This is a genomic window from Shewanella sp. Isolate7 (assembly GCF_022398425.1).
GTDB lineage: Bacteria > Pseudomonadota > Gammaproteobacteria > Enterobacterales > Shewanellaceae > Shewanella.
Window position 1 is genome coordinate 14,261 of the sequence record NZ_JAKEVJ010000021.1, and the last position, 20,737, is coordinate 34,997.

Sequence of the window (20,737 nt, forward strand, 5' to 3'; positions counted from 1 at the left end):
TCTAGTAATCTATCTTAAAGTCTTTCTTGAATAGTGCCTGCAGCGCGCGGGCGTATTCTTCATCTGCCTTGGGGCGCACCAGCTGCGCCAACTCGTCGCCGGTCGGCGTCAGTCGATAATAGCTAAACACCAGATGGCCGTGCTTAGGCGTCAGCGTCATCCGCTTGCCCGACAGGGTAAAGCTGATGGGATTCTTGGCGTTGAGCTGGCCGGTCTCAAATTCGCTTCTGTGTAACAGGCCAGCATCCACCAGGGTGAGCACAGAGGAGTAGGGCAGGCCAAATTGCGACAGGGCGATCTGGGTGGTATCCGTCTTGCGAAACAGCTGACCTATGCCGCCGGCGTGGCGAAAGCCGATCACCAGCTTGAGCTTAGATTCGTTGTTGAAGGTCACCGCCATGCCCAGCGCCTTCTCGAACATCTGCGCCTCTTTGTGGGTCAGCTGCTTAAGTGTGGCCAGACTCCTGAGGCTAAAGCTGCCGGGACTGGTGATCTCATTGGCCAGAATGCGTCCCCACAGCGCCTGCATGTTGCGGTTGTGGATCTGTTCTGCCAGCTGAAAGAACTGATGGATCCAGTCGGGATCGAGATCCGCCCCGGTGACGTCCGACGGCGTGTGGGAGAGGGCGATGGCGTAGACGTTTTCCAGGTTGGCCTGATAGCGACTGGCGAGCTTGCGCAGGCGATGGTCGGAGCGTTCGGCTACCGAGGCCTGGGAGGGGCGATAATTCTCATCGCTGCCCAGGCCGATCAGGTGCCCAAGCTGCAGGGCCTTGCGGCGGGCAGATACGTCGGGTTGGTTCGACCCTGAGTTAGATAGCTTAACAATTTCGGCCATAATCTTTTCTTGTGAATAGTCTTATCTTAGGTTGCCCTATTGTCAGATTCTATCTGAATTTCGCCGCAGACGCCTAGCTTAAGCGTTGGCCGGCCAGTTAACGTGCTTATCCTGGGCCGGATGGCGCGGAATATTAAGGGCCAGCATCAGGGAGCAGAGGGCGAAGCCTGCACCGATAAAGAAGACCCACTTGTTGGAATAGAGCCAGAGCATCCCCAACAGCGCTGGGATCACCACGGCCGCAATATGGTTGATGGTGAAGCTGACCGACATGGTGGCGGCGATATCCTTAGGCTCGGCGATCTTCTGAAAATAGGTCTTGATGGCGATGGCCATGGCAAACAGCAGATGGTCCAGCACATAGAGCACGGCCGCCATCTCGGCCTGCTGCACGAAGGCGTAGCTGGTGAAGATCACTATCAGGCCGACATACTCTATCATCAGGGCATTGCGCTCGCCGATGCGGCCGATAAAGCGGCCGATGGCGGGGGCGAACAGCAGGTTGACCACATAGTTAATCAGAAACAGGGCGGTGATCTGACTGACGCTATAGCCAAACTTTTCCACCATCATGAAGCCAGCAAACACCATGAAGATCTGCCGCCGCGCGCCGGAGAAGAAGGTAAGCAGATAGTAGAGCCAGTAGCGTCGTCTGAGGATCACCTTCTTGTGCTGCACCTCTCCCTGGGGAAACTGGGGGAAGTAGAGGGTCAGGGCGACCACCATCAGCAGCCCGAGTCCGCCTATGATGGCGTACATCCACTGATAATCCAGATGCAGATAGGTCATCACAATCCAGATGCTGCCGTAGCCGGTGAGGGCGGCGGCCGATCGCCAGGCCAGCGTCTTGCCTAAGAAGCCTGCGGTCTCACCCTTGTCGACCCATTGCAGGGTGAGGGACTGATTGATGGTCTCATAGTAGTGAAAGCCCACCGACATCAATACTGTTGTCAGATAGAGCCCCAGTGCCTGGGGGAAGAAGCCTGTGATGCCCACCCCTATGGTCAGCAGCGCCAAGGAAACCAAGGCGAAGGTCTGTTCCCTGAGCAAGAGCAGAATGAAGATGGCGGTAAAGGCCAGAAACCCGGGAATCTCACGCAAGCTCTGCAATATGCCAATCTCGGCGCCGGTAAAGCTGGCCCGCTCGATGACAAAGTTATTCAGCAGCACCTGCCACACAGAAAATACCAAGGACATCACGAAGGTCATGAGTAGTAAGAGGGTCTGCGGGTTCTTTTTTAACATTCCATTGAATTCCTGTCTCTGTGGGGAAACTAGTCTACCCCATCGCCTGGATGCTACAAACTGGTTTCAATCTTTGCTTCCCTAGCACGCTTTGTCATCGATTTGTTATTAACAAACGTAAATACTAATGCAAATAATTCTCATTTGAAATATTGTGCCCGCAATTTAATGGGGGATGTTGATTAATCAACATGGAGAGAAGATGACACTGAAACTGACTACCTTAGGGATAGCTATCGCCAGCTTGCTGGCGGGCAATGCCTATGCCGACACTCAAACGAATAGCACAGCTAACGCCACCAGCCTAGCCGAGTCTATCGTCAGGCAGGAACAGGCGCTTAATCAGCTGAAACAGGAGCTGGCACAGCTCAAGGCACAGCAGACCGAGAAGCAGTATGACCAGCAAGCCTTGAACCAGACGGTGCAGCAGCAGGTGAGCCAGGAGGCCGCAAACAGCCCTTGGCGCCGCTTCAAGTTTGAGTCCTATGGCAGCATGAACTACACCAGCGACGAGTATTTCGACAACGTACAGGACACCACGCCCGAGCGTCGCGGCCGTCTGGATCTCGAGCGGATCGTCACCGAATTTGGCTATCAGTTCAACGACGAGTGGGACATGGAGGTGGAGATAGAGTATGAACATGGCGGCACAGGTGCCGCGCTGGAATACGACGGCTTCGACGAGTTTGGCGAGTTTGAATCTGAAGTCGAGGCCGGCGGCGAAGTGATGATCGAGAAGGCGCAGATCAGGTATCGCCCCTCTAAGGCCTTCGGCGTCAAGTTCGGTAACATACATCTGCCCGTGGGCCTCTCCAGCGTGCTGCACAAGCCTAACCAGTATCTGACCGTGCTGCGTCATCGCAGCGAGGCCGCCTTGCTACCCGCGGTGTGGAACGAGACGGGTATCGGTATCTTCGGTGAGCTCGGGGACTTCCACTATCAGGCCCAGGTGGTTAGTGGCCTCAACTCAGAGTATTTCCGCACCTATGACTGGATAGCCTCCGGCCATCAGAAGCGCTTCGAACATATCAATGCCGACGATCTGGCCTATGTGCTGCGCCTGGATTACGGCAGCTTCAAGCAGCCTGGGCTGGCGCTGGGCGCCGCCTATTACTATGGCAATACCAGTGGCAATCGCCACAAGAGCAACAAGCTGGCGGGTGATGGCAGCGTGAGCCTGCTGGCGCTCTCAGGTGCCTATGTCGACGGCCCATGGATCTTGCGGGGGCAATACCTGCAGGGCACCCTGGATGACGCCGATGCGATCACTCAGGCCAACAAGACCACTCCAGGCCTCAAGCCGGGTAACTTTGCCCAGCTGGGCAGCAAGGCCGAGTCCTTCTTCGTCGAGGCGGGGCTGGATCTCAACCACTTCTTCGCCCTGCCGCTGACGGTATTTGCCAACCTGGATTACGCCAATCCGCTCAGTGAGGTGGAAACCGGCACGGCCACCAAGCGCTATGAAAACACCTGGACCAGCGTCGGTGTCAACTACTCGCCCATCCCTGAGCTGGTGATTAAGGCCGAGGGCGGCCTGCATCAGGTGGCGGTGGCCGCCATCCCGGATACTCATTTCTTTGCCCTGGGCGTGGGTTACCAATTCTCGCTCTAACGGATGACAACTTTGATTTTTATGGAGAGACAGATGAAACAATTTAAATATGGCGCGATCGCATTGGCACTCATTTCTGGTTTGGCCGCCTGTGGCGGTTCAGGCAGCGACGAGGGCAAGGTAGTGGTGCCCGAGACAGGCTTTAGATTCGATGCGAACGCCCTGATCATCAATCTGAGTGACGAGGTGATCGTCAAGGGTTACAGCACCTTAGCCGATCGCGGCGAAGCCTTGCTACAGGCGACCCAGACCCTGGTGGCGACGCCAACCCAGGCAAACCTTGAAGCGGCGCAGTCTGCCTGGAAGGCCGCCCGTCAGCCTTGGGAGCAGGGGGAGTCACACATCTTCGGTCCGGTAGATTCTCTGGGCATCGACCCCCACCTGGATAGCTGGCCACTGAACACCACAGATCTTAAGACTGTGCTGATTAATAGCAGCGGCTTCGACGCCGAGACCATCAAGGGCTGGAACGATGACGTGCAGGGTTTCCACACCATGGAGTTTCTGCTCTTCGGTGACGGCATTAACGACAATCTTAAGCAGATCGACGAGCTGACCGCCAGCGAGCGCGACTACCTCATGGGACTGGCCGAGGTGTTCCGTGACTACACCAAGCAGCTGGCCGATGCCTGGCAGGTGAGCCATGACGGCCAGGGTGGTAAGCCCTATGGCGAACTGCTGAAGTCACCGGGCGTCGATGGCAACACCTTCTATAGCTCGCAAGTCGGCGTGTTAGAGGAGCTGATCCAGGGGATGATAGGTATCGTCGATGAGGTGGGTAACGGCAAGATTGCCGATCCCTTCGGTAGTGCACTGGCCAATGCCGACACCTCTAAGGTGGAATCGCAATATTCGTGGAACTCGCTGACCGACTTTAGCGACAACATCATAGGGGTGCGCAACGTCTATCAGGGTGAGTTCACCGGCGAGGCTGACAAGCAGGGGATCATCGATTTCGTGCGCGCCGCCGACGCCGAGCTGGCCAGCCGTGTCGCGGCAGAGATCGACAGCGCCATCTTGCAGATCCGCGCCATCGAGGGCTCGGATAATATGCCTTTCCGTCAGGCGATAAAGGATGAGGCAGGCCGTGCGCGTGTCCAGAAGGCGGTCGACGCCCTGGCCACCCTACAGGCCAGCCTGGAAAATCAGGTGCTGCCGCTACTCAAGGAGTGGAAGGTATAGGGCCAGCATAAAAGAGAGCTAAGGCTCTCTTTTTATTGCCCGTTTAACCCTATAAAAATCAAGGCTAATGGCAAGAGAGCGATTTAGCCCGACCCTAATAAAGTGTGAAAAGATGATGAATAGCTTAATGAAACCCTCCGCCCTGCTGGCGGCCTTGACCCTGGCTCAGACCCTGGCGCTAAGTGGCTGCGGTGGCTCGGGGGATGAGATAGAAGCGCCCGCGCCCGAGAAAGTTTATCCAGATTATACCCAGGTGACTGCCCTGGGCGGCGACACCACCACCTTCGATGCCTCGAGTTCTGGCCATGGTTACTCCACCCCGGCGGTAAACCTGAGTGAGGCCCAGCTCGCCCAGCATCTCAGTGGCGATCTGAACTTTGAGACCGCCTTTACCACGGCGCCAAACGAGGAGCATCCCGAACTCGACGGCCTGGGACCCGTGTTCAATAACGCCGACTGTAACTCCTGCCATCAGCGCGACGGCCGTAACTCGACGCCCATAGTGCCTGCAGGGCAAGCGCGCATCAAACTGGGCTCCGAGGCGGGGATCTTCCTGCGTATCAGCAAGGCGCCAGACCAGGCCTGCCTGGAGCCTAGCGCCGAGAACAACTACTGTGCGCCGATCCCTGTGCCTAACTTTGGAACTCAGCTGTTTCACCGCGGCGTCCTCAAGGCCAGAGAAGACTGGCAGCAGAACCTCTTTGGTGGCCAGGCCGATGTCTACCTCTCCTTTGAGCAGAAGAAGGTGACCTATCCCGACGGCACAGAGGTGACGCTGAAGAAGCCGCTGTTTACCGTGGAAAACCCATTCGATGCACCGGGCGAGAGCCTCAATAGCAGCAATGTGACCTCGGAGCTGCTGCAGAGTGATGTGCAGATGGGCTGGCGCAATGGCATGCCGGTGTTTGGGCTTGGGCTGCTGGAGGCGATCCCCGAGGCGAGTATTATGGCGCTGGTGGATGAAAACGATGCCGATGGCGATGGCATCTCGGGGCGGGCAAACTTGGTATTCGACGCCGTTAAGGCGCAGCGCGGCGACAGCCATCCTGTCTCTCTGGGGCGTTTCGGCTGGAAGGCCAACACCCCCAGCGTGCGGGTACAGTCTCTGGGGGCGCTGCGCGGTGACATAGGGATCACTAACCCTCTATTTCCCGAGGAGAGCATAGCGGGCACCAGTATGCATGACAGCTATCTTGCCCGCACAGGGTTCGTCGATACCGGCAGCGGCGTCGACGGTGAGCCAGAGGCGAGCGCCGAGTTCAGCGATGATGTGGTCTTCTACGCCGAGACCCTGGCGGTACCGGCCAGGCGTCAGGTGGATGACGCCAAGGTGAGGGAGGGCGCGCGTCTGTTCGAGCAGGTCAACTGCAGCGGCTGTCATCAGCCCAAGTTTGTGACCAAGAGCAGCGGCGAGATCGGCGGCCTGCCTATGATAGCAGCGCTGAAGGGGCAGACCATCTATCCCTTCAGCGACATGTTGCTCCATGACATGGGCGAAGGCCTGAGCGACGGTCGCCCTGACTTCCTGGCCAGCGGCAGCGAGTGGCGCACCCGGCCGTTATGGGGCATAGGCCTGACCCAGACGGTCAATCCCCAGGCGGGATTCCTCCACGATGGCCGTGCGGCGAGTGTCGAGGAGGCGATCCTCTGGCACGGCGGTGAGGCCCAGGCGAGCACAGACAAGTTCATGGCCCTGACTCAGGCGGAGCGGGCACAACTGCTGGCGTTCGTCATGTCCCTCTAAGGGAGTGTTGAGAGGATAAAAGCGCGGCCTAGGCTGCGCTTTTTTATGATGAAATGTATTCTGAGGGCAATTTGTGAAGTCGGTAAACTTAAGCCGGATTTTGCCCTTAGTCCTCGTGATCTGTTTCAATTAAATATTGCCCGATTTCCCCTATCATGATGCTATAGCAAGAGATAAGTCGATTTAGGGGCCTACGTGAGCAAAATATTAATCATTTTTTCCAGTGTGCATGGGCAGACCCGTAAGCTGTGCGATTTCATGCAGCGCGAGCTCGAGGCGCTGGAACATAGCGTCACCTGTGCCAGCATAGATAACCCGCCCCCGCTTGAGGGTTTCGATAAGATAGTCCTGGGCGCCAGCATTCGCCACGGCAAGCATAACCCCAGGGTGTACGACTTCATTAGCCAGAACCTCGCACTGTTGCAGGAAAAGGCCAGTACTTTCTTCTCTGTGAGCCTGGTGGCGCGCAAGTCCGCCAAGAATACCCCGGAGACAAACCCTTACATGCAGGCGTTTCTGGCCAAGTCGCCCTGGCAGCCTAAGCTGCTGGCGGTGTTTGGCGGCAATCTGGATTATCAGGGTTACAATGCCCTGGATCGCAACATCATACGCTTCATCATGTGGATCACTAAGGGGCCGACGGCGCCGGATACCAAGGTAGAGTATACCGATTGGGATAAGGTGAAAGACTATGCGCGGCAGGTCGCCGCGCTCTAGCGAGGCTTAGGAACAAGACAGATCATGGGGTTCATGGCGTGAGCCATTTCGAGGGGAGAGCAAGATGAAGACACTGACCAAGCTGCGCGAGGTGCTGGAGACCTATCAGCATCTGTTTGTCATCCTGTTGACCCTGTTTCTGGTGAGCACCAGCGGCTGGCTCATGATGGGGCGCGCCCTGCGGGCCAACGCCTCGGTCTGGGATATTCTGCATGTCTACCTGGGGCTGCTTGCCGGGATCTTCTCGGTAACCATGTTGCTAATTAATATGATGCGTGGCCAGTGGCGGCAGTATTTTCCCTATCTGGTGGGCGACTTCACTCAGCTGAGTAACGATGTGTGTGGCCTGATGCGCGGTAAGTTACCCCTGGCCGGTGGCCGCGGTCTGTTTAGCGTGGTCGAAGGCATAGGTATGCTGCTGTTTGTGGCTGTGTCCTTGACCGGACTGATGTGGTTTCTCACCCAGGGCAGCAGTGAGGCGCTTAATTGGCGCAGTTATCATCATAGTCTGGCCCATGGTTTCATCGTCTTCATGGTGATCCACGCGCTGTTTGCCATCTCCCACCTGCTGGACTTCATTCGCCGCTAGCATAGGCTAATTCGCTAAGGCTTAACAGAGTACGTTAATGTGAATTTAAAATAGAAAAGCGCGGCCATGGCCGCGCTTTTTCGTGGGTGTCATTTAGGCGTCCGGCTGGGGTGACTTGGCGTCTTCAGTCCGCGCTTTTGATGATTTTAGGGGCACGGGCTCATGGTGTAGCAGGCTGAGTAGCAGACCACCTATAATGACGGCGATACTGATCGAGACCAGGCGCACCAGCTGGGCATAGAGGGCATCTGACCCTAAATGAGTGATGATCTGATATACCAGCACCACGAAGTTGGTGAACAGCAGCTGATAGATAGAGAGGGGGCAGGATCGCCTGATGGCAAAGCAGGCCAGCTGCAGGCCGCAGAAGATCGCCATCCCCAACACCACCCAGGTCGGCAGGCCGAAGGTGAAGGTCAGCATCACGGGGAAGGTGAAGAGAATACCTACGGCCGTGGTGATCAGCCTGTTTTGCTTGAAGCTCTTGTGATCCTTGGGATCCGCCAGTTTAATCATGCTGCCGATCGTGATGGCAATCAGCATGCTCTGAGAGCTGCCGATGCCGATCAAGGCCGCCAACACTAAGGTCATGGCGGTGGTCTTAAATAATATGCTGCCCATATGGGTACTGCTGTCGTCTGCCTGGGTCTCATCGGGCAGTATGTCTTGCTCATCGCCGGGAAACAGCAGGAAACTCAAATAGGTCAACACAAGCGCCAACACGGCCGATTTGAGCAGTAGCCAGGGCAGTACCTCGATCGGCGCCTGCAATTGCTTACTCATGATGGTCATGATGATCACCACGATCAACATCAGGGTCGAGAGCAGATCCTTCCCATCTTTGTGGCTGCGGTAGAAACTCCAGAACAGCAAGGACCAGCAAAACAGCAGGTAGCCAGTGGGTGAGTCCAGTAAGAGCCCGCCGATAAACACCAGTCCCAGGCTGACAAACAAGACGATCAGCAGCAACTTAAGCATCATGCTCAGGGGCGGACGCGAGGGCATCAGGGTGAGAAAGATCACCATGAAGATGGGCGCCAGTATGGGCAGGGGCGCGGCTTGATGCCAGAGGTAAAACAGCAGCGCCAGCGGGCCAAATACCAGACGTATGATAGGGTTGGCTGGACTAAGAAACATAGGTCCAGATACTCACTATCTGCATCCAGATGCCAGCAAGAAACTCGCCTATGCTGCTCTGCTCGGTGTAGAAGGCCACAGTCGCCTGTGAGCCATAACGAATATTGCCGGGTGGCTTGGTGCCGGTGAAGACGATATTGACCGGATAGCGCTGAGCCTTTATGCCGTTAGTATCTGCGGTGAGAAAACCTGTATTCTGATCGATGTTGTTGCTGCCGCCTGTGCCCCAGCCAATACTGTCCACCTTGCCTTCCAGTACCCTGCCCGGTAGGGCGTCGAGGACGATCTCGACCTTGTTGCCCACCTTTATGTGTTCCAGCGAGTTTTCTCTGACCAGGGCCGAGATCCACACGCCGCGAGGATCGATAAAGGTCAACATGGGAGAGCCGACATTGGCCCGCTGCCCCAGGGTGAGTTGCAGGTTGGTCACTACGCCCTTAGAGGGCGCCTTGACCTGAGTCCTTTGCAGATCCAGCTGGGCCTGCTCAAGGCTTGCCATGGCCGATAGGATCTGTGGATTGTCTTGCCCCTTAGGGCCCAGCGCCTGTCTGGCCTGCACCAGAGAGGCCTCGGCCGCCTCCAGGTTCGCCTGAGTTCTGTCTTTAGCCTCGATGGCATTGTCCAGCTCCGCCTGGCTTAATACGCCCTGTCCAGCCAGCTCGCTCACGCGGGCGGCCTGCTCCTTGGCGTTGTTGCGGGCCGCGATGGCATCGACCACCTTGGCCTGGGCCACCTCGACAGCCGCGGTGTTGGCGCCGATATTCTGCCCGGCGAGTGACAGATTTGCCTGAGCCGACTGCACGGCGAGACGATAGTTGCGCGGATCGATCTGAAACAGGGGCTCGCCCGCCTCGACGATCTGGTTATCTCTGACGTTTACCTCTGTGATATTACCGGCGACCTCGGAAGCGACTCTCACCAGGTAGGCATGCACCCTAGCCTCGCTGGTCATGGGCGTCACCCTGTCGGCCCACAGGCTATAGAGCCAGACGACTAAGATTAAGCCTATGATGTAAAAACTCATTTTCCGTGATGATTGTTCCGCAGCAGACATGCCTTCGCCTCGATGAATAGAGATTGTTTTATGGTAATCCTCGATTGTGTTACCAGCAAGTAACACCTCTTGTTTATGGTGTTTATATGACTTAGGTAGTTAAAAAGATGGGGAAAACGAGTTGGTCAGTTCAAGGTTAGGCTTTAGTTGCGCAGGCTTAGCAGAGGCGTCTTTGCAGCTAACTTGGTGTCTCAGCTCTCTGAGGTGGTCAGCATTCTTTTGGCCTTCGCCACCCTGAAGCTGATTAATCATATCTATCGGGCGCAGACCAAGTCCTTTGCCAGGGTCGAACAGGAAACCTATCAGGACGCGCAGCAAGTGGTTATCGGCTAGGGTAAATATGAAAAGAAAAAGGCGCCCAAGGGCGCCTTTTTTTATGTCTTTTTTCTAAGTCTATTTGTGTTCTACCGCTAGGTAGTTGATCAGGTCGATCAGCTCACCCAGGGTGCGAATTTGGCTCAGGTTGACCGCATACTTATCGTTGACGATAAAGGTGGGTACGCTCTGGATGCGGAACTCACGCTGCTGGGCGCGCCACAGATCTAGCTTATCGCTGACCGCCTTGCTGTCGGCGATTTCGTCATACTTGCTGATGTCGATCCCCTGATCGGCAAACACCTTCTTGATGTCGTCACGGGTATTAATGCTTGGCTTCTCATGGGCACTATGGTCGTGATCATGGCTATGTCCATGGCCGCCTTGCTCGCCCTGAATGGCGCTAAACATGGCGTGGATCATCTTGTCCTGTACACCCAGCTCCTGGATCACACCCAGTGAACGCATCACCTCGGTGCCGATATCAGAGTTCATGAAGTCTACGTGCTTGCTGTCGAAGCTGACTCGCTTGTCCAGGTTGGCCTTGATATCGCCTAGAAACTGAGTCTCCATGTTGAAGCAGTTGTGGCAGTAGAAGGAGTAAAATTCGGTCAGCTTAGGGCTGGTGCTGGGGGCCTTGTCAGACACTGTCATAAAGTGTTGCCCCTCGACAAACTGGGCGGCAAAACTGGTGAGTGGCGCCACGGCGAGCGTCAGGGCGAGTGCGATATGTTTAATCATGATGATCCTTAAATTGATAGCGTCGTTGTGCAATCAATGGCTAACGTCAATCGACAATAGGGTTAGCCTAAATGCCAAAGCTTAATTATGACTGAAGCGGCAAGGAGAAAAAGGGGTCAGAGTGTGACCTGAGCGGAAGTTCTGGGATCTGCTTCCCCGAGAAGAGGCTGGGCAGGTGATGAGGTTTAGCTAGCGAGATTCCCGCAGGGTCTGCCAGGCCTCGCAGACACGCTTAAACTGAGCCGCGTCGCCGCCGTCGCGGTCGGGATGCCACTGCAGCGCCAGTTTTCGCCACTGCTTGCGTATCTCTCTGTCGGTGGCGTCTTGGTCGAGCTCAAACACCTGCAGGGCCTGGCGTTTGGGCAGGGCGTTGTGGCGGGTGCCGATATAGTCCTCATAGCGTTGCCAGAAAGATTCCAGCATCTCCTGAATGATGTCCGGGCAGGTGTCATAGTGCTGCCAGTCTAGATAATAGCTTCTCAGGGCGTCGTCCTGACTCAGTTGAGTATCTAAGTTACTGGGAGGGATGCGAAATATCTGTATCTCCATCGCCTTGACCTGCAGGTAGCTGCCGGGCAGCAGCATGGCCTGCAACTCAAACAGGGCGTTCATCAGCAGGAAGTTTTGTTTAAACAGGGCCTTCTGCGGGTCGACGTCCAATTCGCGCATCAGGCCTTTCTCCTGCAGGGCGGCGGCCAGGTGGTGTACCTTCCAGCTACGATTGCTTCGCTGCAACAGGGTGAGTAGTGGCCAGATCAGGGGATTATCGCCTTTGATAGCAAAGCATTGGGTGGACGATGAGGCGTCCTCTAGTCTGGCTGCTGTCGGGCTCGATTTGGCAAGGAGCATACTGAGTGTCTCATCCGTGACTGGCGATAATTTCTACTATGACAAGGGGGCAAATAGAAGGCAAGTCTTATCGGCTTGTCGGGCTAGCAGTCGCGGGGAAAAGGGGAAAGGGGAAAGAGGGCAAGGCGATGCATGGACATGCATCGCCATCGGCCGGATAAATTGCGTAACCGGTTAGATCTCGGTGAAGAGTGTCTCGATAGGCAGGCGCGACTTAGGCAGCTTGGCGTTAAAGTCTTCCTCGCTGTGATAGCCCAGGGCCACCACCACAGAGGCGGCGTAGCCTTTAGCCGGCAGATCCAGCAGCTGATTGAGCTTAGTGGCGTTGAAGCCCTCGATAGGAGTGGCGTCGATATCCAGCAGGCTAGCGCCCAGCAGCAAGTTGCCCAGTGCCAGATAGACCTGTTTCTCCATCCAGTGCTGACTGTCTTTTAGCTCGATTCTGTGCATGTTGGCGAAGAAGGAGCGACCATTGTGCTGACCCTGTTTGGCCTCCTCATCGGCGAAACGACCGTCGGCATCTTCCTGTTCAAGCACCTTTAGCAGGTGGGCCTCATCCATGCTGGTCTTAGTGCAGAGCACCAACACATGGGAGGCGTTGAGGATCTTATCTGTATTGAAGGCGAAGTCGCTGGTGGCCTCGGCAATCTGCGCCTTGCCTTCGTCGGTCGAGGCGAGCACGAAATGCCAAGGCTGAGAGTTGGTCGAAGAGGGGCTCATGCGGAGCAGTTGCTTGATCTCCTCGACCTTCTCCTGAGCGATCTTACGGCTAGGGTCGAATGCCTTAGTGGTGTAGCGTTTATTGGTGTAGAAACTGAGTTGTTGCATGGTAAGCATCCTGTGATTGAGTCGATTCTTTATGTCGATTTTTTATGTCGAGAGTGAGGCTGATTCTACGTGACTCTTTCATCGATAAAAACAGAGGAAAGTCACATATACTTTCAAAAAAATATTGATAATAAGCCGTCGTCAACCTGGGGATTGGCGGCTATGTATCGGGGAATCCCAAGGGGAATAGTCCAGGCGATAGCCCTGGCGATTACTTAGATAACAGTTGTCGCAGAAGTGGCAGTAATTAACTGACAAAAAAGGTAATTTATGCTTAACTTTCAAAACTGTCATCTTGAGTCGAGGGATTAACTCGGCTTCCCTGCGCGGGGAAGAAAACATGGCTTTTAAGATAGATTCATCCATCATCGCCTGGTCCCTGGCGGGGGCCTTGTTGAGTGCGCCTGCCATGGCCCTGGACTGGCGTCTTGGCATCGGCGGTCACGACTACTATGTGGATGAAGCCGACTCGCACACCTTAGGCGCAGGAGTGAGCATTGGCCTGAGCCATCTCACCCAGGGTGACATCAAACTCACGGGTGAGCTGAATATCTTCGTGGACAACGATGTCGATGAGCTCGACCCGGACCATATTCCCGTCTGGTTTAGCTCCTATTACAGCGCCGGTGGCGTCTTGTCTCACTCACACAGCACTCTCGCCTCTTCTGGGATGTGAGCCTGGACGGCAAGCGTAATACCGTCAGCTCGGTGGAGAAACAGGTGCGGCTGTTTCCGGCGCTGGGCTATGGCTATCAGCGAGAGGGCTTCGAGGCCGATGTTAAGCTGGGGGGCGGTTATTACTTCCTCGAGATCGACGACGATGTCCCCCGCATGCGCGGTTATGACAGGGAAGATTTCCAAAATAAGACAGGTGCCTACACCCTGGCGGCGGCGACTCAGTTTGCCCTGGGCAAAGCCTTTGATCTCAGGCTGGCGGCGCAGCAGTGGCACGACGGTAGCGACTGGCTGGAGAATCAGCTGGAAGCAAGCCTTAGCTATGATGCCGACAGTTGGTCGTCCGAGAGTCGGCTCGTCTTCAGCGTGAAATATAACGAGTATAATCTGGACCCCTATGCCAGGGGGCCTGTGGACTCGCCCGACTATCTGCCGATTCTGCCCTGGAGCAAAGATCTCTTCGTGAGGATCTATTTCGATATGCCCTGGGGGTGAGTCGGGACTTGTCTGAGGCCTAGAGCTCAATAAGGGCTGGCATGCTAAGGAAGTTGCGAATAAGTCCTCGTGGCACTCTGGCTTGCACTGCAATTGGCGTTCAAGGCATCTGACGCAGAGCACACATGGGACCTGTTTGCACCTTCCCTAAAGGAGGAGACGTGAGCCAAAGCTCAACCGCGGCGAGCCAGATACGGATCGCCAGTTTCAACCTATACAACTTTATTGCGCCGCCCGATGCCTATTATGATTTTAATAACATCTATACCCAGGCCCAGTGGCGGCAGAAATGTGACTGGATAAGGCGCTACCTGGCGAGCCATGACCCTTGCGTCATAGGTTTTCAGGAGGTGTTTTCGATAGCGGCCTTAAAGGCGTTGTTGGCCGAGGCGGGCTATCCCCATTTTGTCACCGTCGATACGCCTGAGGTCAGCGATGACTTCATCTATCGCCACCCAGTGCTGGCCCTCGCCAGCAAGTATCCCATATTGAATTGTGAGGCCTGCACTATCGATCAGACGGTCGCCAGCCTGATGGGAATCGCCCCTGGGTTTCAATACAGTCGCTTGCCCCTGAGGGCGACCATAGCCCTGCCACACCTCGGCCCCTGCGATTGTTATGTAGTGCATTTTAAGTCTAAGCGTGCTCAGTTTGAGCCCGAGTTGGCACAGGTGTCGGCATCGACGTCAAAATCTACATTAGCGCAGAACGCCCAGAGTGAGCCCGCAGCGCTTGCTGAGCCTGATAGCCAGGGCGGTGAAAAGGCGGCCCTGTTTGCCATCGAGGCGGCGGCCAAGTGGGCGTCTTCTCTGGTGCGCGGCACAGAGGCGAGTCTGATGAGGCTCGCCATCGCCAGGCGCCGGATCGAAACCGGCAACCCTGTGATCCTGATGGGCGACTTTAACGATAGTTTAGCCGGCGGTGTGCTGTCGGCGCTGGTGAGTCAGGATAGCCGTTTGCTTGGGGAGCTGGGAGAGGGCGCGTTTCAGGCCTATCGCCTGCAGGACGGCTACCTGCTACACGACCGCTCGCAGTACAGCCCCGTCTCTGTGGCGCGTCCGGCGACACATTATCATCTCAATCGAGGTGAGGTAATCGACTATATCCTGCTCTCCGACGAGTTCGATCCCCATAACGATCAGTGTTTGGCGGAGGTGAGCCAGTATCACACCTATGATAGCCATCTGATCAACCCTCAATATGAGCGCGACAGCCACAGCACAGATCACGCCCCTGTGATGATTAGCCTTAAGATTAGGGAATAAGCTAAGGGGAACAAGGGCAGGCCCCTCAACCCGAATGTGGGCTATAGTCTTGTTTTACTTGTGGGATTCATCGCGACTATCGGCTATCTTTTGCTCAGTGCTAATGCCTGACGAATTGGATTGGCGCTTTAGTTGGACACTGACACATGCTGGGAAGGGAAAGTGATGGACAATGAAGCTAATGTGCAGCAGCGCAAGGCCTTTATCGGTAATATGACAGAGGCGGCGATACGCATCGGTCTGCTCGCTATCTTAGTGATCTGGACCTATGACATCGTCAGGCCCTTCATAGTGCCAGCCCTGTGGGGGGCCATCATCGCCGTCGCGCTGATGCCATTAACCCATAGACTGGAGCGTTTGTTAAAGGGGCGTCGTGGCCTGGCCGCAACCCTAATCGCCCTGGTGGGGCTCGCCCTGCTGGTGACACCTTTCGTGGTGGTTTCCGGCTCCATCTTCGAGGGGGTGTCAAATACCCTTAAGGTGCTGCAGAGCGGCGAGATCAACCTACCCGAGCCGACTCAAAAGGTGGCAGAGATCCCCATCATAGGCGAGCGCCTGTTTGAGGTGTGGCACAATATTGCCAGTAATCTGGAGAAGGCGATTCTGCATTTCTTACCCGAGATCAAGGCGGGCTTCGCGGCGCTGGCTGGGGTGATCGGCAGCAGTCTGGCCACTTTGGTGATGTTCATCATCTCGCTACTGATCGCCGCCGGTTTTATGGCTAACTCCGAGCAGTGCGCCGCCATGAGTAAGCTGGCGGTGAGGGCCGTAGGCCCCAATGCTCAAGCCTGGGCCAGCCTGACCGCCACCATCCGCAGTGTGCTGATCGGGGTGGTGGGTGTGGCCTTTATCCAGGCTATGCTGATCGGCTCGGCCCTGTTTGTGTTTGGCTTGCCCGCCGCGGGTCTGCTGACGCTGGTGGCCCTGTTTCTGGGGATCGCCCAGCTGCCGGCACTGATCATAGTGTTACCCCTGATAGGCTATGCCTACTCATCCATGGAGGGCACCTCGGCAATTATCTTCAGCGTCTGGGTCTTCCTCGGTGGTATCTCGGACAACATTCTTAAGCCGATATTGATGGGCCGGGGCGTAGATGTGCCCATGCCCGTGATACTGATAGGCGCCATCGGCGGCATGTTATCTGCTGGTATAATCGGCCTCTTCCTGGGTGCCGTGGTGCTGGCCATCTGGTATGAACTCTTCATCGCCTGGCTAAACGGCGGTGAACCCGAGGCGGTATTGGCCCAGCAGTCAGAAACAACGAGTTCATCGACTGACCTTAAGGCAGCGGAGTAAGCCTATGTTAGATGCCGTCTGCCGGGTAGAGGGGCAAGCCGAGAAAACCTATTCAGTGTTTAACTTTCAGCGCCTCGGCGAGCAAGAGATAGAGGCGCTGCGCCAGCAGCTCTATTGCCCCGTATGTGACGGTAAGGCCTATTTTCGCAAGGCCTCGCGCGACGGTAAGGCGGCCTGTTTCGGCTCGCGTTATCATCAACCAGATTGCCCCGAGTTTAATCCCTCCGCCAGCCGTAAGCAGGAGGAGCAGGATGCCCTGGAGGTGAACCAGCAGTTGCTGGAGAGCGACGCCCTGAAGATAGATTTCAGCATGCCGGCGCGGCGTAAGGCACCGACGACTAAAGCCAAGGCAAAGACAGAGGCTGAGACAAAGCTAAAGCTAAAGCTAAAGCTAAAGCCAAAGACAAAGCCAAAGCCAACTGACGCCGAGAAAGATAGCAGCGTGGAGAGCCCCAAGGGGAATTATCTCGCTCAGGCAGAGGGAAATGGCGAGCCTGAGGATGACTCAAGCGCCGAGTCGCCAGCTGAGCCTAAGATAGCGACCCAGGGGCTACAGAAACTCCTCCATAGCCTGCTGCGGGGCAGCGATCTGGCCGACTCAGATCTCTGGATCTATACCGACGACAAGTATCGCTGGCGGGCCAAGAACCTGTTTGTCAACTTTGCCGATGCCGAGCCCAACGAGCGCCATGCGCCGCGTATGTATTGGGGCACCATCTCCCATGCCGACAAGGCGATGCTCTGGCTCAATCCCGCCGACTGTAATGATGTGGGCATTCCTATCGAGGAGGTTAAAGAGGCGCTGTGTAAAAGGTTCGATATCCAAGATCGTGAGGATCTCGAGGGCGCAGGTATCATCCTCTTCGGTAAATGTTTCTGGAACAAAGACAAGACCCGCAAGATCATCAAGCTGTGGAATAAAGACCTTAGCCGCCTGTATCTGGTGAAGGCCGACGATTAAGACAGCTTAGGGCCTGTTGACCTTTTGAGAACAATTTTTGTTCTAATTGAGCACGTTCAAATCGCGGCATAAGGCTTGAAGTATAGTTATTCTATATAAAAGCCGAGTAACAAAGAGTTGAACGTGCTCGAGACGAACCCTGCGGGCAGCGTCTGTATCATTTTTCTACTGCGTTATTGCTCATTGATGTAGCACACCACATTGCAATCGCTCTGCCTTGTATAAAATCGATACAGAATGCTGCAAAAATGAATGCGAAAGATAAACAGGCCCTAGCAAGGTGCAATTTCTTGACGCTATCCAGGCCTCTCTCGCCCTTGGCTCAATATCCTTTCGCTAAATCCCTTCTGATTTAATCGCTTGCATGTCCATTGGCTGGATTGGTACGCCTTATGCTCCATTAAGGGATAGCACCAGATGCCTCAGTTGTGAGGTTAAGGAGTCGGCAATGAGGTTAAATAGTCAATCTCCCCTGCTGGGATTCGTGGTCAACCGAGCCCTGTATGCCAGCAGCGAGGCCTACCGCCAGCGCATCGATTACATCTGCAAGTTAATCAGCCTCGCGAGCGGTGCTCAGCATCAGGCTCATCCGCGGCCGGATAAGGCTGAGGTTGGTCACACCCGGCGAGAGCGCCAGGCCAGCCTGATTGGCCGCTAAATCGCTAAATCGCTAAACCGCTAAGCCGCTAACTCATTAAGTCGCTAGGCCGCTAGGCTGACCCATGTTATGTGGGCTAGCGCGGCGTAGAGAGCCCGGCGCGCCTGCGGGCCAGCAGGGTATCTCCCCACTGAAACAGGCCGAGTCCCGCCAGTACCAGGCCTGCCCCTATCATCAAAGTTTGGGAGAGCTGCTCGTTATTCACCAGGGCGCCCAGCGCCATGGCAAAGACAGGGGTGATGAGGGTGACCAGGGCCACTGTGCTGGCATTGAGGTGCTGCAGGATATAGAAGTAGCCGATGAAACCTATCAAGGATCCGAAGATCCCCAGATAGAAGATGGCGGCGATGGAGCGCATCGACCAGGTCTCCACCGGCAGGCTGGCATCGAAGATTAACCAGGCCAGTGCAAACAGGGGGGTTGAAAACAGCAGGGCACCGACAGTGCTAGCGATGGGATGAATCGCCAGATCCACCGTCTTGATCAGCACGCCGCTGAGGCTGAAGAGGAACACGGCGCAGAGGATCAACACCAGGCCTATCCAGGTATCGCTGCCCAGGGCGAGCTTGGCCGAGCAGACCACCCCCAGGCCGCAGAACGCCAGGATAAGCGCGAGGATCCGCATGGGGCTGAATTTAGGTTCGTTCAGTAGCTTTTGGGCCAGCAGGCCAGACACCAGGGGAGACAGGCCGAACAGCAGTGACATGGTGCCAGAAGCCAGGTAGCGCGACGCGAAATAGCTCAGCAACATGCCACCGACTATGCCTATGGCAGAATAGGCGTAGAGCCTGAAGGCGGTGCGGTGCCAGGGCAGGCGTATGCTGCTAAACAGTATGATTAGGCTGCCAATGAGCAGGGCGATCACCATGCGCGAGAGTACCGCCATGGTGGGATGCACAGTTTCGCTGCTCCAGACGATCCCCAGCGGAGTCGTCGACCAGATGAGTACCACGGCTAGAAACGAAACGGGAACCAGCCGAGGCAGTTGTGCTGGGTCGGTTTGAGAATGGGAAGACATGCTAGCGAGGCCCTGGTACGAAAATAAGCAAAGAGTGATAGAGGCGATTTTGACCCAGTTTGCGTGGGAAAGCTACGGCCAAATGTGCTGTTGAGAAAAATTACTGATGTGGGATAACAGGCGATGGAATGAGCAGTGAGTAGGCGGCTTAGCGTGCAATGGCGGGGCTTAATAAGTCAAAAGGGGCATTGCCCTTTAGCATATGCCCCTTTTGTTGTTGGCGTCTGTATGACCCTTTGCCCTTCTTGGGTTTCTCGACACGCATCTTAAACAGTTCGCTGGTGACGATTGCTTTTAAGGCGTTGTCCTTGATGACGCCTCGGCCGCTCTCGTGGGGAGCGTGCGCGTTGCGGCACGATTTTTTACTCATGGTTTTCCTCTCATTTCAGTATTTAACCTGGTAGTCATTTTCAGGCGGCGCAAGATTACGCCCAGGCTGCTTAAAAAGCAAACAGTATTTTACCATAAATTAGCAAAAAATGCTTTAGCTTTTAAATCAGTGATTTAACTTTGAATTCGCTCGGTTGAATAGGCTTGCCCATGGCTTGAGAACACAGAGCAAGCCTATGGAGGATCAGCTGTCTGCCAGCTCGTGGCGATAGGGGATAGAACGCTGGGCGCCGGCGCGGGTGACCGAGATGGCGGCGGCGCGATGGGCAAAGGCTACCGCCTGCTCTATCGATTTGCCTTCACCCAGGGCCACCATCAGAGCACCGTTAAAGGTGTCGCCGGCGGCCACAGTATCTAAGGCTTTCACCTCAACGCCTGGTATTAGGGCGCATTGCTTTTTAGTGCTGAGCAGGGCGCCTCGCTTGCCCAGGGTGATGATCACGATTTTCGGCCCGAATTGATGCAGCATCTGCGCCGCCAACTTGGCGCTCTGTTCATCGGTTACCTCTATGCCGGTGATGGCCTCGGCCTCGGTCTCGTTGGGGGTGATCACATCCACCAGAGGGAACAGGTCTTTGCCTATTACCATGGCTGGCGCCGGGTTGAGTATGGTGGTTACCCCGTTGGCCTTGGCATGTTCCAGGGCATTGAGCACAGTTACCGCAGGCGTCTCCAGCTGCAGCAGCAGGTAATCGGCCTCGGCGATCAGCTCAAGGTGGGGCGTGAGCGCCTCGGGCGTCAGGGTGGCGTTGGCACCGGCCGAGACGCCTATGATGTTCTCGCCGGTGTCGGCGACGAAGATCATCGCCGTGCCCGTTGGCTGCTGGTTCGTGTAGGTGATGCCATCCGGCGTGATACCGTCTTGCTGCCACGCCTGGGCCATCGCCTGACCCATGGCATCTCGGCCCAGATGACAGATGAAGTCGACCCGGGTGTCTTCCCGGCTCAGGCGCGCCGCGGCCACCGCCTGGTTGGCGCCCTTACCGCCGTGCTCCAGCCGGTAGCCTTGGCCCATCAGGGTCTGTCCAGGGCTGGGCAGGTGCTCCAGGTTCATCACATGATCGGCATTGGCACTGCCGAGAATTAACAGTCTGGTCATAGTTTCCTCTCGCCTAGGGGGAGGGCGAA

General features: G+C 55.9%; 22 protein-coding genes. 12 read left to right on the forward strand and 10 right to left on the reverse strand.

Annotated elements, in window-relative coordinates; genetic code table 11:
- Window position 1 precedes the first annotated feature (1 nt).
- Entirely contained in the window at window positions 2-838 is an 837-nt protein-coding gene (locus L1D47_RS07020; protein WP_239883472.1) for a TIGR03899 family protein, read from the reverse strand.
- Window positions 839-916: 78 nt separating this feature from the next.
- A complete protein-coding gene (locus tag L1D47_RS07025) occupies window positions 917-2,083 on the reverse strand; it encodes an MFS transporter (RefSeq protein WP_239883474.1) in 1,167 nt (388 codons plus the stop codon).
- A gap of 202 nt (window positions 2,084-2,285) precedes the next feature.
- On the opposite strand from L1D47_RS07025, the gene L1D47_RS07030 reads away from it, so the two are divergent.
- From L1D47_RS07030 to L1D47_RS07050, 5 genes are all read left to right on the forward strand, one after another.
- A complete protein-coding gene (locus tag L1D47_RS07030; protein WP_239883476.1) occupies window positions 2,286-3,695 on the forward strand; it encodes a FlxA-like family protein in 1,410 nt (469 codons plus the stop codon).
- A gap of 33 nt (window positions 3,696-3,728) precedes the next feature.
- Complete coding sequence (locus L1D47_RS07035; protein WP_239883478.1) at window positions 3,729-4,877, forward strand: imelysin family protein; 1,149 nt, start codon at window positions 3,729-3,731, stop codon at window positions 4,875-4,877.
- Between the two features lie 112 nt (window positions 4,878-4,989).
- Window positions 4,990-6,621 carry a di-heme oxidoredictase family protein gene (locus tag L1D47_RS07040; protein WP_239883480.1) on the forward strand — a complete coding sequence of 544 codons (1,632 nt, stop codon included), beginning with the start codon at window positions 4,990-4,992 and terminating at the stop codon, window positions 6,619-6,621.
- A gap of 195 nt (window positions 6,622-6,816) precedes the next feature.
- Window positions 6,817-7,338 (forward strand): menaquinone-dependent protoporphyrinogen IX dehydrogenase, encoded by a 522-nt coding sequence (gene hemG, locus L1D47_RS07045; protein WP_239883481.1) that lies wholly within the window; start codon window positions 6,817-6,819, stop codon window positions 7,336-7,338.
- 64 nt (window positions 7,339-7,402) lie between these two features.
- On the forward strand, window positions 7,403-7,927 hold the full coding sequence (locus L1D47_RS07050) for a cytochrome b/b6 domain-containing protein (RefSeq protein ID WP_239883483.1): 525 nt from the start codon (window positions 7,403-7,405) through the stop codon (window positions 7,925-7,927).
- Between the two features lie 93 nt (window positions 7,928-8,020).
- Here L1D47_RS07050 and L1D47_RS07055 read toward each other — a convergent pair whose 3' ends face one another.
- Both L1D47_RS07055 and L1D47_RS07060 read right to left on the reverse strand, forming a co-directional pair.
- On the reverse strand, window positions 8,021-9,064 hold the full coding sequence (locus L1D47_RS07055) for a DUF2955 domain-containing protein (RefSeq protein ID WP_239883485.1): 1,044 nt from the start codon (window positions 9,062-9,064) through the stop codon (window positions 8,021-8,023).
- Window positions 9,054-10,088 (reverse strand): HlyD family secretion protein, encoded by a 1,035-nt coding sequence (locus L1D47_RS07060; RefSeq protein WP_239883487.1) that lies wholly within the window; start codon window positions 10,086-10,088, stop codon window positions 9,054-9,056. Before L1D47_RS07060 ends, L1D47_RS07055 begins: the two co-directional genes overlap by 11 nt.
- 216 nt (window positions 10,089-10,304) lie before the next feature.
- On the opposite strand from L1D47_RS07060, the gene L1D47_RS07065 reads away from it, so the two are divergent.
- Window positions 10,305-10,451 (forward strand): hypothetical protein, encoded by a 147-nt coding sequence (locus tag L1D47_RS07065; protein WP_239883489.1) that lies wholly within the window; start codon window positions 10,305-10,307, stop codon window positions 10,449-10,451.
- Between the two features lie 60 nt (window positions 10,452-10,511).
- Here the strand turns inward: L1D47_RS07065 and L1D47_RS07070 are convergent, their stop codons facing one another.
- The 3 genes from L1D47_RS07070 to nfsB form a co-directional block, all read right to left on the reverse strand.
- On the reverse strand, window positions 10,512-11,174 hold the full coding sequence (locus L1D47_RS07070) for a thiol:disulfide interchange protein DsbA/DsbL (protein ID WP_239883490.1): 663 nt from the start codon (window positions 11,172-11,174) through the stop codon (window positions 10,512-10,514).
- Window positions 11,175-11,363: 189 nt separating this feature from the next.
- Window positions 11,364-12,023, reverse strand: coding sequence for a DNA-J related domain-containing protein (locus L1D47_RS07075; protein ID WP_239883499.1), 660 nt, complete (start codon window positions 12,021-12,023; stop codon window positions 11,364-11,366).
- A 174-nt stretch (window positions 12,024-12,197) separates the two neighbouring features.
- A complete protein-coding gene (nfsB, locus tag L1D47_RS07080; RefSeq protein ID WP_239883501.1) occupies window positions 12,198-12,851 on the reverse strand; it encodes an oxygen-insensitive NAD(P)H nitroreductase in 654 nt (217 codons plus the stop codon).
- 340 nt (window positions 12,852-13,191) lie between these two features.
- On the opposite strand from nfsB, the gene L1D47_RS07085 reads away from it, so the two are divergent.
- The 6 genes from L1D47_RS07085 (at window position 13,192) to L1D47_RS07110 (ending at window position 18,201) form a co-directional block, all read left to right on the forward strand.
- Window positions 13,192-13,527: a hypothetical protein gene (locus L1D47_RS07085; protein ID WP_239883503.1), complete on the forward strand. Its 336-nt coding sequence runs from the start codon at window positions 13,192-13,194 to the stop codon at window positions 13,525-13,527.
- Window positions 13,524-14,021 carry a hypothetical protein gene (locus L1D47_RS07090; RefSeq protein WP_239883505.1) on the forward strand — a complete coding sequence of 166 codons (498 nt, stop codon included), beginning with the start codon at window positions 13,524-13,526 and terminating at the stop codon, window positions 14,019-14,021. Before L1D47_RS07085 ends, L1D47_RS07090 begins: the two co-directional genes overlap by 4 nt.
- A 161-nt stretch (window positions 14,022-14,182) precedes the next feature.
- Window positions 14,183-15,286 (forward strand): endonuclease/exonuclease/phosphatase family protein, encoded by a 1,104-nt coding sequence (locus L1D47_RS07095; RefSeq protein ID WP_239883507.1) that lies wholly within the window; start codon window positions 14,183-14,185, stop codon window positions 15,284-15,286.
- Window positions 15,287-15,451: 165 nt separating this feature from the next.
- On the forward strand, window positions 15,452-16,582 hold the full coding sequence (locus tag L1D47_RS07100; protein ID WP_239883516.1) for an AI-2E family transporter: 1,131 nt from the start codon (window positions 15,452-15,454) through the stop codon (window positions 16,580-16,582).
- A gap of 4 nt (window positions 16,583-16,586) precedes the next feature.
- Window positions 16,587-17,543, forward strand: coding sequence for a hypothetical protein (locus L1D47_RS07105; protein WP_239883517.1), 957 nt, complete (start codon window positions 16,587-16,589; stop codon window positions 17,541-17,543).
- 448 nt (window positions 17,544-17,991) lie between these two features.
- Window positions 17,992-18,201: a hypothetical protein gene (locus L1D47_RS07110; RefSeq protein WP_239883518.1), complete on the forward strand. Its 210-nt coding sequence runs from the start codon at window positions 17,992-17,994 to the stop codon at window positions 18,199-18,201.
- A 76-nt stretch (window positions 18,202-18,277) separates the two neighbouring features.
- Here the strand turns inward: L1D47_RS07110 and L1D47_RS07115 are convergent, their stop codons facing one another.
- From L1D47_RS07115 to rbsK, 3 genes are all read right to left on the reverse strand, one after another.
- Window positions 18,278-19,219 carry a DMT family transporter gene (locus tag L1D47_RS07115; RefSeq protein WP_239883519.1) on the reverse strand — a complete coding sequence of 314 codons (942 nt, stop codon included), beginning with the start codon at window positions 19,217-19,219 and terminating at the stop codon, window positions 18,278-18,280.
- Between the two features lie 148 nt (window positions 19,220-19,367).
- Window positions 19,368-19,589 carry a ribosome alternative rescue factor ArfA gene (locus L1D47_RS07120; protein WP_239883521.1) on the reverse strand — a complete coding sequence of 74 codons (222 nt, stop codon included), beginning with the start codon at window positions 19,587-19,589 and terminating at the stop codon, window positions 19,368-19,370.
- A gap of 204 nt (window positions 19,590-19,793) precedes the next feature.
- Window positions 19,794-20,708, reverse strand: a complete 915-nt coding sequence (gene rbsK / locus L1D47_RS07125; RefSeq protein WP_239883523.1) for a ribokinase — start codon at window positions 20,706-20,708, stop codon at window positions 19,794-19,796.
- Window positions 20,709-20,737: the final 29 nt, after the last annotated feature.

Bases quoted from the DNA above. Each gene is read 5' to 3' on its own strand.
- L1D47_RS07075 (WP_239883499.1), bottom strand. From the start codon at position 12,023: ATGCTCCTTGCCAAATCGAGCCCGACAGCAGCCAGACTAGAGGACGCC.
- L1D47_RS07040 (WP_239883480.1), top strand. From the start codon at position 4,990: ATGATGAATAGCTTAATGAAACCCTCCGCCCTGCTGGCGGCCTTGACC.
- L1D47_RS07030 (WP_239883476.1), top strand. From the start codon at position 2,286: ATGACACTGAAACTGACTACCTTAGGGATAGCTATCGCCAGCTTGCTG.
- L1D47_RS07085 (WP_239883503.1), top strand. From the start codon at position 13,192: ATGGCTTTTAAGATAGATTCATCCATCATCGCCTGGTCCCTGGCGGGG.
- L1D47_RS07105 (WP_239883517.1), top strand. From the start codon at position 16,587: ATGTTAGATGCCGTCTGCCGGGTAGAGGGGCAAGCCGAGAAAACCTAT.
- L1D47_RS07115 (WP_239883519.1), bottom strand. From the start codon at position 19,219: ATGTCTTCCCATTCTCAAACCGACCCAGCACAACTGCCTCGGCTGGTT.
- rbsK (WP_239883523.1), bottom strand. From the start codon at position 20,708: ATGACCAGACTGTTAATTCTCGGCAGTGCCAATGCCGATCATGTGATG.
- L1D47_RS07050 (WP_239883483.1), top strand. From the start codon at position 7,403: ATGAAGACACTGACCAAGCTGCGCGAGGTGCTGGAGACCTATCAGCAT.
- L1D47_RS07110 (WP_239883518.1), top strand. From the start codon at position 17,992: ATGAGGTTAAATAGTCAATCTCCCCTGCTGGGATTCGTGGTCAACCGA.
- L1D47_RS07100 (WP_239883516.1), top strand. From the start codon at position 15,452: ATGGACAATGAAGCTAATGTGCAGCAGCGCAAGGCCTTTATCGGTAAT.
- L1D47_RS07035 (WP_239883478.1), top strand. From the start codon at position 3,729: ATGAAACAATTTAAATATGGCGCGATCGCATTGGCACTCATTTCTGGT.
- L1D47_RS07025 (WP_239883474.1), bottom strand. From the start codon at position 2,083: ATGTTAAAAAAGAACCCGCAGACCCTCTTACTACTCATGACCTTCGTG.
- L1D47_RS07070 (WP_239883490.1), bottom strand. From the start codon at position 11,174: ATGATTAAACATATCGCACTCGCCCTGACGCTCGCCGTGGCGCCACTC.
- L1D47_RS07060 (WP_239883487.1), bottom strand. From the start codon at position 10,088: ATGAGTTTTTACATCATAGGCTTAATCTTAGTCGTCTGGCTCTATAGC.
- nfsB (WP_239883501.1), bottom strand. From the start codon at position 12,851: ATGCAACAACTCAGTTTCTACACCAATAAACGCTACACCACTAAGGCA.
- L1D47_RS07120 (WP_239883521.1), bottom strand. From the start codon at position 19,589: ATGAGTAAAAAATCGTGCCGCAACGCGCACGCTCCCCACGAGAGCGGC.
- L1D47_RS07055 (WP_239883485.1), bottom strand. From the start codon at position 9,064: ATGTTTCTTAGTCCAGCCAACCCTATCATACGTCTGGTATTTGGCCCG.
- L1D47_RS07020 (WP_239883472.1), bottom strand. From the start codon at position 838: ATGGCCGAAATTGTTAAGCTATCTAACTCAGGGTCGAACCAACCCGAC.